14 protein-coding genes and 1 pseudogene are annotated in these 17,640 nt (G+C 39.0%); 11 read left to right on the top strand and 4 right to left on the bottom strand.

Features of this window, described 5'->3' with window-relative positions; all coding sequences use genetic code 11:
- Positions 1–38 precede the first annotated feature (38 nt).
- On the top strand, positions 39–560 hold the full coding sequence (locus tag ACQKFG_RS17570) for a DUF1456 family protein (protein ID WP_192207779.1): 522 nt from the start codon (positions 39–41) through the stop codon (positions 558–560).
- 155 nt (positions 561–715) lie between these two features.
- On the opposite strand, the gene ACQKFG_RS17565 is transcribed toward ACQKFG_RS17570, so the two are convergent.
- The gene (locus ACQKFG_RS17565; protein WP_427561116.1) at positions 716–1,615 is read right to left on the bottom strand and encodes a 3-hydroxyacyl-CoA dehydrogenase; all 900 of its coding nucleotides are present in this window, start codon (positions 1,613–1,615) and stop codon (positions 716–718) included.
- 205 nt (positions 1,616–1,820) lie between these two features.
- On the opposite strand from ACQKFG_RS17565, the pseudogene ACQKFG_RS17560 reads away from it, so the two are divergent.
- Positions 1,821–2,127: pseudogene (locus ACQKFG_RS17560) on the top strand (SDR family NAD(P)-dependent oxidoreductase); the annotation flags it as partial.
- 232 nt (positions 2,128–2,359) lie between these two features.
- Here ACQKFG_RS17560 and ACQKFG_RS17555 read toward each other — a convergent pair.
- Entirely contained in the window at positions 2,360–2,491 is a 132-nt protein-coding gene (locus ACQKFG_RS17555) for a hypothetical protein (protein ID WP_258832873.1), read from the bottom strand.
- A gap of 376 nt (positions 2,492–2,867) precedes the next feature.
- On the opposite strand from ACQKFG_RS17555, the gene ACQKFG_RS17550 reads away from it, so the two are divergent.
- The 6 genes from ACQKFG_RS17550 to ACQKFG_RS17525 all read left to right on the top strand — a co-directional run bounded on the left by ACQKFG_RS17550 (position 2,868) and on the right by ACQKFG_RS17525 (position 10,665).
- Entirely contained in the window at positions 2,868–4,058 is a 1,191-nt protein-coding gene (locus ACQKFG_RS17550; RefSeq protein WP_427561112.1) for a glycine C-acetyltransferase, read from the top strand.
- Between the two features lie 44 nt (positions 4,059–4,102).
- Positions 4,103–5,062 carry an L-threonine 3-dehydrogenase gene (locus tag ACQKFG_RS17545; protein ID WP_427561109.1) on the top strand — a complete coding sequence of 320 codons (960 nt, stop codon included), beginning with the start codon at positions 4,103–4,105 and terminating at the stop codon, positions 5,060–5,062.
- Between the two features lie 331 nt (positions 5,063–5,393).
- Complete coding sequence (locus ACQKFG_RS17540) at positions 5,394–6,791, top strand: amino acid permease (RefSeq protein WP_342615023.1); 1,398 nt, start codon at positions 5,394–5,396, stop codon at positions 6,789–6,791.
- A gap of 378 nt (positions 6,792–7,169) precedes the next feature.
- A complete protein-coding gene (locus ACQKFG_RS17535) occupies positions 7,170–7,463 on the top strand; it encodes an RNA polymerase alpha subunit C-terminal domain-containing protein (RefSeq protein ID WP_427561105.1) in 294 nt (97 codons plus the stop codon).
- Positions 7,464–7,641: 178 nt separating this feature from the next.
- The gene (coaA, locus tag ACQKFG_RS17530) at positions 7,642–8,562 is read left to right on the top strand and encodes a type I pantothenate kinase (RefSeq protein WP_427561102.1); all 921 of its coding nucleotides are present in this window, start codon (positions 7,642–7,644) and stop codon (positions 8,560–8,562) included.
- A 597-nt stretch (positions 8,563–9,159) separates the two neighbouring features.
- Positions 9,160–10,665 carry a malate:quinone oxidoreductase gene (locus ACQKFG_RS17525; RefSeq protein WP_192207786.1) on the top strand — a complete coding sequence of 502 codons (1,506 nt, stop codon included), beginning with the start codon at positions 9,160–9,162 and terminating at the stop codon, positions 10,663–10,665.
- A gap of 378 nt (positions 10,666–11,043) precedes the next feature.
- On the opposite strand, the gene ACQKFG_RS17520 is transcribed toward ACQKFG_RS17525, so the two are convergent.
- Positions 11,044–12,096: an ion channel gene (locus ACQKFG_RS17520; RefSeq protein WP_427561099.1), complete on the bottom strand. Its 1,053-nt coding sequence runs from the start codon at positions 12,094–12,096 to the stop codon at positions 11,044–11,046.
- A gap of 409 nt (positions 12,097–12,505) precedes the next feature.
- Between ACQKFG_RS17520 and ACQKFG_RS17515 the strand changes: the two genes are divergently transcribed.
- The 3 genes from ACQKFG_RS17515 (at position 12,506) to ACQKFG_RS17505 (ending at position 14,727) form a co-directional block, all read left to right on the top strand.
- The gene (locus ACQKFG_RS17515; RefSeq protein WP_427561096.1) at positions 12,506–13,282 is read left to right on the top strand and encodes a transporter substrate-binding domain-containing protein; all 777 of its coding nucleotides are present in this window, start codon (positions 12,506–12,508) and stop codon (positions 13,280–13,282) included.
- A 69-nt stretch (positions 13,283–13,351) separates the two neighbouring features.
- Entirely contained in the window at positions 13,352–13,996 is a 645-nt protein-coding gene (locus ACQKFG_RS17510) for an amino acid ABC transporter permease (protein WP_076370951.1), read from the top strand.
- Positions 13,993–14,727, top strand: coding sequence for an amino acid ABC transporter ATP-binding protein (locus ACQKFG_RS17505; protein ID WP_286182406.1), 735 nt, complete (start codon positions 13,993–13,995; stop codon positions 14,725–14,727). Before ACQKFG_RS17510 ends, ACQKFG_RS17505 begins: the two co-directional genes overlap by 4 nt.
- A gap of 227 nt (positions 14,728–14,954) precedes the next feature.
- Here ACQKFG_RS17505 and ACQKFG_RS17500 read toward each other — a convergent pair whose 3' ends face one another.
- Positions 14,955–17,462, bottom strand: a complete 2,508-nt coding sequence (locus tag ACQKFG_RS17500) for an NEW3 domain-containing protein (RefSeq protein WP_427561092.1) — start codon at positions 17,460–17,462, stop codon at positions 14,955–14,957.
- Positions 17,463–17,640 lie beyond the last annotated feature (178 nt).

Below are 17,640 nucleotides of genomic sequence, written 5' to 3'. Positions count from 1 at the left end.
GTACTGTGAAAATCGAGAAATACATAGGAGGGTTTTGGATGCATAATCATGATATATTAATTCGATTAAGATATGCGCTGGATATTAAAGATAAAGACATGGTTGAGATATTTAAACTCGGGGAGATTGAAGTGACAAGAGAAGAAGTCATGCAGATGCTCACAAAACCAAAAGATGATTATTATGATGAATATGATGATGATATGGATGAAGCTGAAGATGGGGTAAACTGTAATAACATGATGCTAGAGTCCTTCTTAAATGGTTTGATCATTTTTAAACGAGGGAGACAAGAGCCAAAACCTGGTCAGCCTCAAAGTCAGGCACCGGCTGTAAAGAATAAGGAAAGTATGAATAATATCCTTCTGAAGAAACTGAAAATAGCATTGACATTAACAAGTGAGGATATGATTGATATCTTGGAAGATGCAGGAGTCATGATAACCAAAGGGGAATTAAGCGCTATATTAAGAAAAGTGGGTCATAGGAATTATAAAGAGTGCGGGGATCGATACGCCAGGAACTTCCTAAAAGGATTAACTTTGAGATATAGGGGATAAGGGTTCTGTAACCTCATGATATTTAGGCCGTGATTTCGTGAAAAGCACTTTTTCGATTTCAGGGTCTTTTTCTATTCGAAGACATTAGAAAGTGAGAAATAATTTGAAAACAGAAGGCATCCCTTAGACACCTTCTGCACATTCATACAAGTTCATTAACCTCTTAAAAAGTCTGGTTTTGCGAAATGTGGGTTGGGATATTTATAGAAGCCTTCTCCTGCTTCTCTTCCGATTTTCCCTTTATCGATATATTCTGTTTTCAATAAGTTAGCCAGCTTTTCAACCTCTGGATCACCTGTCGCTTTCGCTTTTGCAAGTGAAATATTATAAGCGGTATTGATTCCTACCACATCTAAAATGGCGAAAGGTCCAAGCGGTGCTCCTGTTGCGACCATCCACGTTTTATCGATGGTTTCCGTATCAGCCACTCCTTTTAATAAGAGCATTTGGGCAGCATCCAAAAGAGGAACCAATAAGGAATTCAAAATATAGCCTGGCTGCTCTTTATGTAAAGGCAGAGGAACCATTCCAATCGCTTTTGCAAATTCAATCACTTCATCGAACACTTCATTATCCGTTCCTGGATGTTTCATGATTTCTGCGGTATTGTTTTTCCAGATTTCATTAGCGAAGTGTAAAGCCAGGAATTTTTTTGGACGGCCTGTCGCTTCGGCAAATTGGCTTGGTAATAATGTAGAAGAGTTCGTGGCGAAAATTGTTTTTTCAGGAGCAACTTTTCCTAACTCTGTGTAAAAATCCGTTTTGATTTGAACTACTTCTGGAATCGCTTCAATCACAAGGTCAGCTTCGGCAACTGCTACAGGTAAATCACTGTGGAAAGATATGCGGGCATAAGCAGTATTAAGATCTTCCTCAGTAGCGCCTATGTCTTCTTTATAATATGGCTTCAAATTAATGATCCTATCTTTTGCACGTTCTAATGCTTCATCATTAATATCATATACTGACACGTTGAACCCTTTGAATGCGGTTTGAAATGCGATCTGACTTCCTAAAACGCCGCTGCCGGCAATCGTGATATTTTTATAATTCACAGCCATTCTCCTTTATTTCTTTAAATATCTCTTCTTGTTAATTATTTCACTTATCTTGAAAATAGATGCAGGAATAAACTTGATATAGTTTTTTTTCCTTTAAAAGAACGGATAAACACGCATATAGGCAGACCGTTTTTAATGGTCTATATCATTCGTTTATGGGAAGAAGAATCATAGAGAAGCATGATAGGAGGAATGAAAGATGGCCAAAACAATTTTCATTACTGGAGCGGGCAGCGGGCTTGGTAGAGGAGCTGCACTCGGGTTAGCAAAGCAGGGACACCGTGTAATCGCCACAACGGAAATCACTTCCCAGAAAACGGATCTTATGAGGGAGGCGCAGGAACGGGGCCTGGATATGGAAGTCTTCAAATTGGATATTGCAAATGAACGTGATCGAGCAAGAATTGATAATCATGACTTTGATGTATTTGTTGCAAATGCGGCGATATGAAAGAGGACCGCTCGGAGAAATGCCGATGGACCGATTCAGGGCAATCTTCGAAGTGATAATTTGTAAGTTGTGTATGGATTGTGGACAAAGGAAAAGAAATAGGGAAAATCCTTATTCTTATTCTCTTTCTCCCATTCTTTTGCATGACTTTTTGTTTTTTTGATCGCTACGTGAGACTTAATTGTATCCGAGCTGATCAGCAGCTCTCTTTTATTGTTGTAATGGACTTAAGCGTCCATTAGTACAATGTAAAACAGACAAAAAAGAGGATGATTAATCCCCTTAGTTTACTTGTCTTCATTTGTTTGTTCATCAGGTTTTTGGACGATTTCTTTTAGTTCCCCAATGTCACCTTTTGCATTGATAATCTCAAAAATCTCATTTAGGCCTTCTGAGGTTTTTTCATCTTCTGTTTTCACTATATCCCTCCTTACTTGTGGTTATTTGTTAATGTCTCCAAAAAACAGAAGATAAAACATCGTTTACATTGAAAAGTGATGATGATTTTCTCTTCGTATTTCCGTTGATATAAGCGCATTCTAGGCGGATGTTTATTGTAAAACTACAAAAATTCCGATTTTTTTGTCCGCACAATATGGACAACGTTAAATTTATCTATTATTATGATTGTTATAACTCTTAGTATAAAGGGGTTTAGGTTAATCTAGTGTGTGTTTTTGGAGAAGACACATGTATTTTCAGAAAAAAAGAAATAAATACAATGTTTTTTTAAATAGGGGTAAAACATATAAAAATCCTACATTTATTCCAGCCATCAATGAGGGGGTATATTAAATGTCAAGTGAAGTATTAAATCAATTTTTGAAAGAAAATTTGGAAGATTTAAAAGAAAAGGGACTATACAACGTAATTGATCCGGTGGAAGGTCCAAACGGTCCGGTAATCACGATTGCAGGCAGGAAGTTAATTAATTTATCATCAAATAACTATTTAGGTTTAGCAACAGATCGACGATTAATAGAGGCTTGCATAGAAGCGACGAAAACATATGGTGTCGGAGCCGGTGCTGTTCGTACAATTAACGGAACATTGGATATTCACGTCAAATTAGAAGAAAAGCTTGCAGAATTTAAACATACAGAAGCCGCCATTGCTTATCAATCTGGATTTAACTGTAATATGGCAGCGATTTCAGGAGTGATGGATAAACATGACGCCATCCTTTCAGATGAACTGAATCATGCTTCAATCATTGATGGATGTCGATTATCCAAGGCGAAAATTATTCCCTTTATCCATTCCGACATGGACGATTTACGGACAAAAGCGCGCCAAGCAAAGGAGTCCGGGTTGTATAACAAAGTCATGATCATTACTGATGGAGTTTTCTCGATGGACGGGGATATTGCCAAGCTTCCTGAAATTGTGGAAATTGCAGAAGAGTTTGACTTAATCACGTATGTTGATGATGCACATGGATCAGGTGTATTGGGTAATGGTGCAGGAACGGTAAAACATTTTGGGTTATCGGATAAAGTGGATTTCCAAATTGGAACATTATCCAAAGCCATTGGTGTTGTTGGAGGCTATGTAGCAGGAAAGAAAGATTTGATTGATTGGTTAAAGGTGAGAAGCCGTCCATTTTTATTTTCAACGGCTGCCACACCGGGTGCAGTTGCAGCTAGTATAGAAGCCATCGAGATTTTGATGAATAGCTCAGAACTTCAAAATAAGCTGTGGGAAAACAGCGATTACTTGAAAAAAGGCCTAAAGGAATTAGGTTTTGATATCGGGGAGAGCGAAACACCGATTACGCCTTGCATCATAGGGGATGAAGCAAAAACCCAGCAATTCTCAAAGAGGTTGAATGAAGAAGGTGTATATGCTAAATCAATCGTATTCCCTACCGTTCCAAAGGGTACAGGAAGAGTTAGGAATATGCCTACTGCTGCTCATACAAAAGAGATGCTGGACCGTGCAATTGCCATTTATGAAAAAGTGGGAAAAGAGATGTCGATCATATAAGAGATTGCTTGTTTCAGAGTTTAAAACATAGGGAGGGATTTTTGATGAAAAAGGTCTTAGTAACGGGGGCTTTAGGTCAAATTGGTTCAGAACTTACGCTGAAAATGAGAGAGATTTATGGAGCTGACAATATCATTGCAACAGATATTCGAAAAACGGACAACGATGTTGCCCTATCAGGTCCATTTGAGATTTTAGATGTTACAGATGAAAAAGCGATGTTTAACATGGCAAAAAAACATGAAGTGGATACAATTATACATTTAGCCGCTTTATTGTCAGCAACAGCTGAAAAGAAACCTCTTTTAGCTTGGCATTTAAACATGGGCGGATTGGTCAATGCTTTAGAATCGGCACGGGAACTCGATTGCCAATTATTCACACCTAGTTCGATTGGTGCGTTTGGCCCAACCACACCTAAAGATTGGACACCGCAAGACATCATTCAACGGCCGAATACGATGTACGGGGTGAATAAAGTATCCGGAGAGTTATTATGTGATTATTATCATCATAAATTTGGGGTTGATACGAGGGGGCTTCGATTCCCGGGACTGATTTCGTATGTCACACCTCCTGGCGGTGGAACTACCGACTATGCAGTTGAAATTTACTATGAAGCGATTAAAAATAAGCGATATACTTCTTACATTGATAAGGGAACGTATATGGATATGATGTATATGCCTGATGCTTTAGCTGCCATCATTAATCTAATGGAGGCAGATGCCTCAAAATTAAAACATCGCAATTCTTTCAATGTGTCAGCCATGAGCTTTGATCCGGAGCAAATTGCTGCCGAGATTAAAAGGCATATTCCGGAATTTATCATGAATTATGAGGTCGATCCTGTAAGACAATCCATTGCCGATAGTTGGCCGAATACAATAGATTCAACTTGTGCAAAGGAAGAGTGGGGATTCAAGGCGGAATATGATTTAGAGAAAATGACGAATGATATGTTGTTGAAGCTGAGGTTAAAGTCCCTTTTAGTAACAGCATGAATTAACCTGCCTGCCGAATAAAAGAGTTGCAATACTCTTTTATTCGAGTTATTTTATACAGAGGAATTTTAACGCTTAAGGGATGGGCTGTTATAAACGATAAAAAGTAAGCGCTTTCTATGACACCTTGAACAGAATTAAGATATACATGAAATTTGATAGTAATCTTTCTAACTGTCAGGATTGATTAAGAGTGAAGAATGATTTTATGAGGCAGCTTTAAGAAAGATTCAAAAAAGTGGGGCCTGCTATATCATTTCTATACTAAATAGGGAGTGTATTAAGCATCTTGCATTAAATTTCGACTATTAGTAGTGTAGGGGGAAATGGAATGGCAAACAAAGATTTGAATAGGGACTTGAAAAGTCGTCATATTCAGATGATCGCTTTGGGCGGAACGATTGGTGTCGGTTTATTTATGGGTTCAGCCAGCACGATTCAATGGACAGGTCCGTCAGTGATGTTAGCTTATGCGATCTCTGGGATATTTATATTCTTGATCATGCGTGCAATGGGGGAAATGTTGTATTTAGAGCCAAGTACAGGTTCATTTGCAACATTTGGTTATAAGTACATTCATCCATTGGCAGGGTATATGACAGCATGGAGTAACTGGTTCCAGTGGGTTATTGTCGGGATGGCAGAAATAATTGCAGTGGGGACGTACATGCAGTATTGGTTCCCTGATCTCCCGGCTTGGATTCCAGGTTTAATCGCAATGGTGATTCTTGGAGCAGCGAACTTAATTTCCGTTAAATCCTTTGGGGAAATTGAATTTTGGTTTGCACTGATTAAAATCGTAACGATCATATTAATGATCGTTGCAGGATTTGGACTTATTTTCTTTGGAATCGGTAATGGAGGGGAAGCCTTAGGATTATCGAATCTTTGGGAACATGGTGGTTTATTTACAGGTGGTTGGAAGGGCTTCTTCTTTGCTCTCTCACTGGTGGTTGCCGCTTATCAAGGTGTAGAATTAATCGGGATTACGGCTGGTGAAGCAAAAAATCCGCAAGAAACGATAACCAAAGCAATTCAAAGTACCATTTGGCGTATTTTAATTTTCTATATCGGTGCGATTTTCATTATTGTAACCGTTTACCCTTGGGATCAATTAAGTGCGATTGGCAGTCCATTTGTTGCTACTTTTGCGAAAGTTGGTATCACGGCAGCAGCTGGAATCATTAATTTTGTCGTAATCACGGCTGCAATGTCTGGCTGCAATAGTGGTATTTACAGTGCAGGACGCATGCTTTACACATTAGGGATGAATGGCCAAGCGCCAAAATTCTTTGCGAAAGTATCTAATAGCGGTGTACCTTTATTCGGTACGTTCGGAGTGATAGTAGGATTAGCAATTGGGGTTGTTTTAAGTTATATTGCACCAGAAAATTTATTTGTGCATGTATATAGTGCGAGTGTACTTCCTGGTATGATTCCGTGGTTTGTCATTCTGATCAGCCAAATCCAATTCAGGAAAATTAAAAAAGCCGAAATGCACAATCATCCCTTCAAGATGCCTTTTGCACCTGTTACAAACTACCTGACCATCGCTTTCTTGATCATGGTATTAATCGGTATGTGGTTTAATGATGACACCCGTATATCACTAATGGTTGGAATAGGTTTTCTGGCTATCGTTGCAATTAGTTATTTCGCTTTTGGAATAGGCAAGCGTGTACAAGCCGATGCTCAGACAATGGCTCAGAAGGAAGATAAAGTGGGTTGATCCATCATTCACTTTGGGTTTTGAAAAGGGTTGCTTCGGCAGCCCTTTTCCAATGAAACTAAAAGGGCAGTTTAGTTACCAAGAGATGATAAAATGATAGTTGAAGATGAAAGTTGTGCCATAGATATTGCTTGTTGGATATATGAGGTGTATAGTGACCTTGGATATCCCGAGAAGCAACTGAAAACAGTAAGTAAGGTTCTTGTTGAGCTCCCTTAGTTAATTAACAGCTTTCTGGGCTATGGTGATTGGGGCGAGGGCAATCTAGTTAATGACATCAGGATACGTTTCCGCCAAAGTTTAGCGTAAGTTAACTGTGCGATGTGATTACTTCTTAAGATAGAATGTTAAAAATCATCAAAAAAGGAGACATTGACAATGACCACTTCAAAAAAGAATTTGAGGACTTGCGAAAAGGGTCACAAATACTATAAATCCAGCGACTGTCCGAACTGCCCTGTATGTGAGCAAGAACGCAAACCTGACACCGGATTTCTTTCAGTGCTTTCGGCACCAGCCAGACGCGCATTGGAAAACAATGGGGTAACCTCTTTACATCAGCTATCAACATATAGTGAAAAAGAGATTTTGAAGTTTCACGGTATGGGACCAGCTTCCTTACCTAAACTTAGGGATGCTATGGAGACAGGTGGGTTATCATTCAAAGATTAACCACCTAGAATGTTTAATCATGAAGGAACGCCCTTTATGCCTGCTAGTTCCATACATTCAACTTCTTTCATCAAGTCATAGGGTCTTTATGTAAATAAGGGATCAGGAACATCTTTTTTTATGGTCATCATCCTTGTTAAACTGATAGTAACTCTAAAAAGTGAGGTAACGAAAAATCATGAGTTCCTATACTCCCTATTATGAATTCACTCGAAAAAAGTGGGCATCTTTGCGAAACCATACCCCTCTTCCTTTAACTGAAGAAGAATTGGATAACTTAAAAGGAATTAATGAAGAAATATCCATTCAGGAAGTAGAAGAGGTTTACTTGCCCTTGACTCGTTTAATCAATTTATATGTTGAAGCATCTCAGCAGCTTAATACAGCCACTTCTTCCTTTCTAAAAACTGATGATAAAAAAGTACCTTATATCATTGGAATTGCAGGGAGTGTTGCTGTAGGAAAGAGTACGACAGCAAGGTTACTTCAGACCTTATTATCTAGATGGGATAATCATAGAAACGTAGGTCTTGTCACTACCGACGGGTTTTTGTACCCCAATGATCTATTAGAAGAAAAAGGACTGATGAAAAGAAAAGGGTTTCCTGAAAGTTATGATACGCAAAAATTAATTAACCTTATCGGGGATGTAAAAGCAGGAAAAAATAAAGTGGAAGTTCCAATCTACTCACATTTGAAGTATGACATTTTGCCAAATGAAGTGCAGACTATCTATAATCCGGATATTTTAATAGTGGAAGGTATTAATGTTCTTCAAGTTGATAAGGAAAATCAAGTATTCGTCAGTGACTTTTTTGATTTCTCACTTTATGTAGATGCAGACGCAAATGACATAGAGCGGTGGTATGTTGAAAGGTTCCTATTACTTCAAAAGACCGCATTTCAAAGTCCCGAATCCTATTTTCATCGTTATATTGACTTGTCCGAAGAACAAGCCATTAAACAAGCGACCCAAATTTGGGAAGAAATTAATTTGAAAAATTTACATGAAAATATACTGCCGACAAAAGGACGGGCAAAACTCGTTTTAACAAAAGGACCAGATCACAAAGCTGAAAATATCTATTTGCGAAAATGATAACTTGAATAATGTTTTTTTATAATAACAATAAAGGATAAAATTTCATTTATAAGGGACATGCAATAAGTCTTAAAATTAGGAATATTTTCAATGACCGTACCTAATATTGGTTTAATTATCAGTAATTATTGGTATTGTTATAATATCTAATTATTGGGTGAAATTTATGATCCGAGTTAAAAAGGTAGTAGTTTAGCAATTTCAGGAAGGGCCTTGTTTTTTCGGGAAATGGTTACAGAAACTTCTAATTCCACTTCCGATTTTGTCAATAAATGTGTATTTTCGTTACTTTTTCTGATGTGTCAATATTATTTCGCTAACAGTTTCTTCCTTCGATAAGGGGAAGTTGCTGAAGAAATCTTTTTCTTCGACTATCATGGCGGATAAGTTTAAGCTAATTTCTTCACAAAATCAATTTTCTAACAAAAAAAGTAATAGTAGAATATTTTAATCTATGAAATAATAATAATAGATTATGATATAGTTATAAGGAGACAGAAAAGGTGTGTTCCTAGTTCATGCCTGGCTTTTGGTGACACCTAAACAGGAGCGCCTACATCTTTTTTGCAAATATAGGGGATAAGGAAGGTTATAATGAGCAACATACAGAAACAAACAGACGTTATCTTAATTGGCGGCGGAGTCATGAGCGCGACTTTGGGATCATTACTGAAAGAGTTAGCACCGGAATGGGAAATCAAAGTATTTGAGAAGCTTGCAAACGCAGGAGAAGAAAGCTCTAACGAATGGAATAATGCGGGTACGGGACATTCTGCACTGTGCGAGCTTAACTATACATCCGAAAAATCTGACGGATCTATAGATATTAGCAAAGCAATTAAAATTAATGAACAGTTCCAAGTTTCATTGCAGTTTTGGTCGTATCTTGTAAACTGTAAGCTGATTGATAATCCGCAAGACTTTATCATGCCATTGCCTCATATGAGTATGGTACAAGGGGATAAAAATGTAGCGTTCTTAAAGAAACGTTTTGAAGCACTGTCAAAAAATCCTCTGTTCCAAGGTATGGAGTATTCCGATGACCCAGCAAAACTGATGGAATGGATTCCACTTATTATGCAAGACCGTCCATCGAATGATTCTATAGCGGCAACAAAAATTGATTACGGTACAGACGTTAACTTTGGTGCTTTAACACGTATGTTGTTTGACCATCTAAAGACTAAAAACGTCGATATCAAATATAAACATAGTGTTGATAATGTTAAACGTGCCAGCGATGGCTCATGGGAATTAAAAGTGCGTAATGTCGATACTGGCAGCGTAGAACGCCATAATGCTAAATTCGTCTTTATCGGAGGCGGGGGCGGAAGCTTGCATTTGCTGCAAAAATCCGGTATTCCTGAAGGGAAACATATCGGCGGATTCCCGGTAAGCGGATACTTCATGGTATGTAATAATCCTGAAGTTGTTGAGCAGCATCATGGAAAAGTATACGGAAAAGCTAAAGTTGGCGCACCGCCAATGTCTGTTCCGCATCTTGATACACGTTTTATCGACAATAAAAAATCGTTGCTATTTGGACCATTTGCGGGCTTCTCACCGAAGTTCCTAAAAACAGGTTCAATGTTCGATTTAATAACTTCCGTAAAACCGAATAATGTTTTAACTATGTTGGCGGCAGGCGCAAAAGAAATGCCATTGACAAAATACCTGATCCAGCAGGTTATGTTATCGAAAGAACAGCGCATGGAAGAGTTAAGGGAGTTCATCCCGAACGCTAAGAGCGAGGATTGGGATTTAGTAGTAGCTGGCCAACGTGTACAAGTCATCAAGGATACTGCAGAAGGCGGCAAAGGTACACTTCAATTTGGTACGGAAGTTGTCAGTGCATCCGATGGCTCGATTGCAGCATTGCTAGGTGCATCTCCAGGTGCTTCTACTGCTGTTCACGTTATGCTTGAGGTAATTAATAAATGTTTCCCGCAACGTATGAAAGAGTGGGAACCGAAAATTAAAGAAATGATTCCTTCTTATGGAGAATCACTCATGCAAAATCCAGAGCTTCTGCACGATATTCAAACTTCAACTTCAGAGACGCTTGGTCTGAGCAAAAAAAAAGAGCTAGTTTATAGTTAATTTTTGGATGTGGAAGCATCATTGAAATTAAAAACAACAGAACCTTTAATCGATCTTTGATTGAAGGTTCTTTTTTTGTCTTGAAGCTTACTCAATTAATGGTGCTTACTTGTAGACAAACTCGTTGAAAATGAGTTTGTCTACATTTTTTTATGTGAAATCTTTTGGGAAGCATTAATTGCAACCCTCAGTTTGTAGGCAAAAGGGTTCTATCTAAAAGTTAAAACTAAGTTGATTGGAGCGGGTGTTCGAGACTCCAGCTTAGTAAAGTGCGTCTAGGGGAGAACCCGCAGGCGCAAGCCGAGGAGGCTCCCACAGACCGCCCGCGGAAAGCGAATGCCCTTCGTTCCAATCTACGTCCAAATTGTACAAGCGCTTCTAATGTATATCTGAATTTATTTGGGAAATGGTATCTTTATCACAAATGACGAAAAGCTGTGCATCGTCAGGAATTCGTTCATCTAATTTTTGGTTTATGTTGAGATCACCACGATCTGCTACCAGTGTGGCTCCTTTATTAAGAAGATCTATGAACGCATCACGATAGGTTAACCATTCATCTTGTTTAGAGATCTCATACATAGTTTCTTCATACTTTGTGCTCATAAGTTCAGAATACATATGGATGACTCCATGAGAAAATAATGACCGTACTGCAGCGTGGGAGATCATTTCTTGTGTAGGAATAAACTCATCCACCTGTACACGCTCGAATAAACGAATATGCTTTTGATTGATCACTTCGGCGGTGACATGAATGGACGTACTCGTTTTTTCCTCAATGGCCGTTATGGCAGTGGCGACCAATAATGTCTTTCCATCGACGAGTAATGGATCTTTTGTAGCATAATTATCTTGTGTTATTTGGTCAGCAAAAATGATAACACCTTTTGCTCTAGGAAGATTTGCACGGAGTAATGTTTCTTCATCGGTACCATCACCGCGAACATAAAACAGACGCTCCTCCAACATGGGGGCTTTTTCCAAGTTATCAATGATTACAATATCAATGGTTTCATCAGATTTAAAAATTTCTTGGAGTGCTGATTTTGACTTATCACTCCATCCAATCAGAATGATATGATTTTTACCTGTATATTTCATTTTTCCACCAACTTTACGTTTTTCGATAAGATATACAGATTTAATGATTTTTCCAATGAAAAGACTAACAAGCCCGATACCAGTGATGTAAAGACCAATGGTAAATGCTTTTCCAAGGTCGGTGACCGGCGCATAGTCTCCAAAGCCAACCGTAGCAAGCGTTGTAAGAACCCAGTAAACTGAGGTTAAATATGATTCGAACGTCTGTGGCTCTATAGAATAAGCAACATACGCAGCAACTAATATGTATAAAATGGCAAATGGAATAAAGATTCTACCTCTTAATTTAATCAGGTAATATATTATTTTTTTTACCGTAATCCTCATCATACCCATCCTAGTTTTCAAGTCATCATCAATTAAATTTTATAATTCCCCAATTTAACAATTAATTAAACGTAAGTTTGTCATCCCTAATAAGAAATCCCCCTTTAGTTGCATAAGAAAAAAACAAATCAAATAACATTTGAACGCTCATAAACTAGAATATAACCGCCCTCTAATGGTCTTGTTTTACAGGTATCGATGGCATGTCGGCTATTTTAAAAGTGAAGGTTTCCATATCCTTTTTTTGATTTTCCATCACTGAAATAATATTGGGGGAAACATCCATAAAAATTATTTAAAGAAAATAATGTATATTCTAAAAATTCATATTATAATACTTTATTCTTATGCTATATTATAGGGAGAATTATTTATTATCACGTATAATCTAAGAATTGGAGTGATTTGAATGAAGAAACTTGGTTTATTGAGTATGTTTTTGATTCTAACTATCTTTATCTCGGCTTGTGGAACCAATGAAGAAAATAGTGCAGGTGAGGAAAAGGAACCAGAAAAGGTATATAAAATTGGTGTGGATACGACTTATCCTCCTTTTGAATTTAAAGAGGGGAACGAATATAAAGGTATTGATATAGAATTGATTAATGCAATCGCGAAAGACCAGGATTTTAAAATCAAATTGTCTCCGATGGATTTTGGCGGAATCATTCCGGCCATGCAAGCCAATCAGCTTGATGTGGCCATTGCGGGCATGAGCATTACAGAGGAAAGAAAAAAGGTAGTAGATTTCTCAACACCGTATTTTGATGCGGGATTAACAATAGTTGTTAAAAATGATAATACAAGCACTAAAACTGTTAAAGATCTTAAAGGAAAAACCATTGCAGTCAAAAAAGGGACAACAGGTGCTAAATATGCACAGGATAATGCTGCGAAACTAGGAATTAAAGTAGTTCAATTCAATGATAGTCCAGCGATGTTCCAGGAAGTGGCCAACGGTAATGCGGATGCTCTTATAGAAGATTACCCGGTTATCTCCTATGCGATCGCCCAAAAAGATCTTGGGTTGAAAATCGTAGGTGACCGTTTGAATGGTGACCAATATGGAATTGCTGTATTGAAGGGACAAAACAAGGATTTATTGAAGAAAATAAATGATGGTCTTGCCAATCTGAAAAAAGACGGCACGTATGATGAAATTATTAAAACGTATCTTGGTGAATAAACAATAGATTAAAGCTCGGTAGGCGCGCTTATTGCGCGCTTTCTTTTTTAAAGGGGTGAAAGAAAAGAAATGGATATAATTGTTGCGGCTTTGCCAATTTTATTAAAAGGACTTCAGGTGACACTTTATATCTTTGTGATTGCCATTATCCTAGGTTTTTTGATTGGTTTACTGGTCGCTTTGCTGCGACTTGCCCCCATCAAGATCTTGAACTGGATTGCAAAGGTTTATGTGGATGCGATACGAGGGACACCGTTCATCGTGCAGTTGTTCTTTATCTATTTTGGTGTGAATTCACTGAATTTGATTTCTTTGGACAGTACAACAGCTGGAATAATTACCGTTGCCATCAATGCAGGGGCATATTTTGCTGAAATAATAAGGGCGGGGATACAATCCATCGATAAAGGACAAACGGAAGCCGCAAGATCGATCGGGTTCACGGGTACTCAAACAATGAGGTATGTCGTGCTGCCGCAAGCCTTTAGAAGGATGCTGCCTACGATTACGAACCAATCGATCATCAGCTTGAAAGACACTTCGCTATTATCCGTCATTGGTATAGCCGATTTAACCCAGCAAGGTCAGATTCAAGCTTCGGCAACCTTTGAAGCATTCAAGATTTGGCTGGCCGTTGGTGTGATTTACTTTATCATCATCTATTTGTTAACCCTAATTGCTAATTTCATAGAAAGGAGGGTACAAGTTCGATGAGCATCATTACTGTAAAAAACCTGAGAAAATCATTTGGAACTGTCGAGGTTTTAAAAGATATTAATGCAGAAGTGCAGGAAAAGGAAGTAATTTGCGTAATAGGCCCTTCTGGATCTGGAAAGAGTACATTCCTGCGTTGCCTGAATCTCCTTGAGGAAGTTACGGGCGGTGAGGTGGTCATTAACGGACATGATATAACCGATCCTAAAAGGAAAATCAATATAAACAAAGTCCGGCAAGAAGTTGGAATGGTTTTTCAACATTTCAATCTATTTCCCCATAAAACCGTCCTCGAGAACATAACATTGGGCCCTATTAAAATTCGTGCCACCGAGAAAGCGGAAGCAGGAAGGTTGGCGCTTGAGTTATTGGATAAGGTTGGTCTTAGGGAAAAAGCAAATAGCTACCCAGGGGAACTTTCCGGCGGACAAAAACAGCGGGTCGCCATCGCAAGGGCATTGGCGATGAATCCGAAAATCATGCTATTTGATGAACCGACTTCGGCCCTTGACCCTGAAATGGTCGGCGATGTTTTGGAGGTAATGAAACAACTTGCCCAGGAAGGCATGACAATGGTCGTCGTTACGCATGAAATGGGCTTTGCCCGGGAAGTCGGGGACCGGGTCATATTCATGGATGGAGGGTATATCGTGGAAGAAAATGAGCCGAATGAATTATTCGGTAACCCTCAGCACGAAAGAACGAAAGCATTCTTGAGCAAAGTGCTTTAATGGGATGCCTGTTAGAGACCATGGTACATCATAAATGAAATTGTGCATGAAGTGTGGGAAAGGAATGCGGGAAATGAGGGGCAACCCAAACGTATCAGCCTTTCCTTATCTTTGTGCATGACTTTTTTGTTTTTTAGAGCAGGAATCAGTCAGGCATGTTTATTAAATCATCGGGCAAGCATCAAAAAAACCTATGCATTCGACACATGCATAGGTTTTTTTCTTATTTACTTGGCACCGTAACTGATTAAGTTCGTCATGATTCGATATCCGCCTGGTACCTGGCTTTGAATTTGCCTATATAGGACAAGGTTGGTATAGAGGTAGGTGCCGTTGCCGTATTTAGTCATGAGGATTCCGCCATCAAACGGTTCTTCATTTGGATCGGCCATGGAAATGAATGTTTCAAACCGTTCATCCCATTCCATTGGGAAATACAATCCTCTTTCTTGGACCCAATTGCTCCAGTCATCACTAGTTATTTTATTTGGATAGTTAAAGAGAGTCGATTCTGGTTTCAAGACGTTTACCTTGGCATTTTCATCGGTTACCCGCCAACGAATGGAAGGATTCCCGAGGGTAAGGGGATATGGAGCTGTCTTCAGGGCATCCCATCCATCACCCGGTTTATGGTATTGAACGACGAGGTGACCGCCGTTTTCCACATATTCAAGTAAGCGCGCGTTATTTGCCTTTAAATCTTCCCTTGATAGATAAGCACGGATGCCTGTAACGATCGTATCATATTGACTTAAATCACCTTCAGCTAAATCGGCTGCAGTTAACTTCGTAATGTTCAGGCCTGCATTGCTCAAATAATCTGCCACTTTATCGAATCCACTTTCAATGTACCCCACTTTTAATGAAGCTGGCTTTAAAAGCTCAAATGCAACGGTGTCGATAGCTGCTGGGTATTGGTAATAGAATGTTCCGATATGGTTATAGGAAATTTCCTGAATGGTCGAATCAAAGGTTTTCCCATCGACAGTAGCAGCTGCCTTAACCTGATATTCACCATTTTGGATTGCCTTCGGCGGTCTGAGAGTGAACTTCACTTGTTTTTCCTCTGATTTTTCATTAAATGATACAGTGGCATTTTTGGGATGAACTCCCCAATTTTCTGGGACTTTTAAAGCAACCTTAGCTGATGTTTTTCCTTCTGTGTAGTTTTTCAAGGTTACGGTCACTGGGACTTCTTCTTTTACATCTGCTGTATTTACGACTATATCTTCAGGAGATAGGGTAAGGCCAACGTCGGGAAGGACAGCGATCGTTCCGTCCAATTCTTCCTTGATGGCCGTTTTTGTGCTGCCGTATTTATAAGAAATGCTCGTTGTAATGGTTGAGTGATCATAGGCATGGTAATAGGCTGCATCTTCTGGGACCTCGACCAGGTAGGTCATTGTCGCTGATTTATTTGGTGCCAGATTGACATCTTTAGCTTTTGTTTTGGTCTTCCATCCTTTAGGAACGTTCAATGCAGCAGTGACTTTTTTCAAGGTTTGTTTCCCGTTATTCTTCACGGTAACGGTAACATTCGTTCTTTGGCCTTTCGTAAGGATCTTTGAAGCTGCGTTAGCTTGAACTTCGAGTCCTGAAGAGACATAACTGACGTATTGCAATTGCTCTTCTTTTAATAAGAGCTTATGAAGCAAGTCGTTCTTAATGGCAGGGCTTAGCTTTGCCTTTTTGACTTGCGCAGTAATTGAACGAACATTGGAGAGAGCATTTTGGGATGTTGAAAAAACACGTTTTTCATTTGGATAAGCCGCAATGACGGCGTCCAAATTCCGTTGCAGGTATTTAAATTCACCTTTCAATTTTGAGGCTTGGCGAGGGAGTTTTTCAGCCCATTCAGTAAAATTGTAAGGTACACCTGCAAAAAGGTCAGACTGGTTTTTTGTATCAACGGCGCTTTGCTTTAAATCCAGATGGATCTGGCGAGGTGCTGCAGGGATATCAGAACCCATGCCTTGGCTTTTATGCAGATAGCGTGATTGTTCTCCAAGCTGAGGGTAAGTCATATTATAAATTGGGTCAAATTTACCGATTTCAATCGAAGTGGTTGCTTGATCTGAAGAGGAAACGGGTAAATATAACTTTTTTACCTGCCATACCGAGAGACCTTGTTTCAATTGTTGTGGAAACACGGTTGGGTCGGCGGCATCCTTAAAGGCACGTTCACTTAAGATTGTCATTGTTCGGTGATGTCCATGCTGGGTATCATCATTTTGAAAGGATGGCATCAATATATCCGGCTGATACGTCCGAATAAAGCGGATTAGCCTTTCATAGGTGAGTTCCTCACCCCATTTTTCCAATGTTTCCTCTGGTGTTTTAGAGAAGCCGAAATCATAAATGGGATCTGAGGTAGTTTCACTTAAATGATAGGCCTTAACCCCGGTGATTTTTGCAGCTTCTATCATTTCCCTTGAACGGATGATCCCAAGGGCATTATCCAGTTCATCCCCAATTTCATTTTGTCCTCCTTCACCACGGTTTGCAATCAGGCTGGATGTCTTAACCCCTAACCCTCTAGATAGATAAGCGAGAAAGTCACTGCGTTCATCATCCGGATGTGCACCGCTGTTCAAGAATGTCACGGTCGTCTCGAGCGGCTTGACCGCATTCCATAACTCAACGTTGGCTTCCTCAGGATTTGCAGCTCTACCTCCAAGCGGCAATAATGCAAGGACCAACAAAAGGGAAAGCAACGATAACAGAGCTTTTTTCATTATTCTTTTAACCCCCTTCAATTTTATAAAACACCTAAAAAAATGTAGGTTAGTAATATTTTCTAACTAACCTAGACGAAAAAAACTTATCTAATAAATAGCATTAATGGTTATAAATGTAAATGATGCGAAGTAACTATTAAAAAGTAAACATTCTAAAAGTTCAGAAAAAAACTTG

Source organism: Peribacillus sp. NPDC076916 (assembly GCF_050269675.1).
GTDB lineage: Bacteria > Bacillota > Bacilli > Bacillales > DSM-1321 > Peribacillus > Peribacillus aracenensis.
The sequence above is the reverse complement of the archived record's forward strand: the minus strand, read 5'-3'. Positions and strand labels throughout refer to the sequence as shown.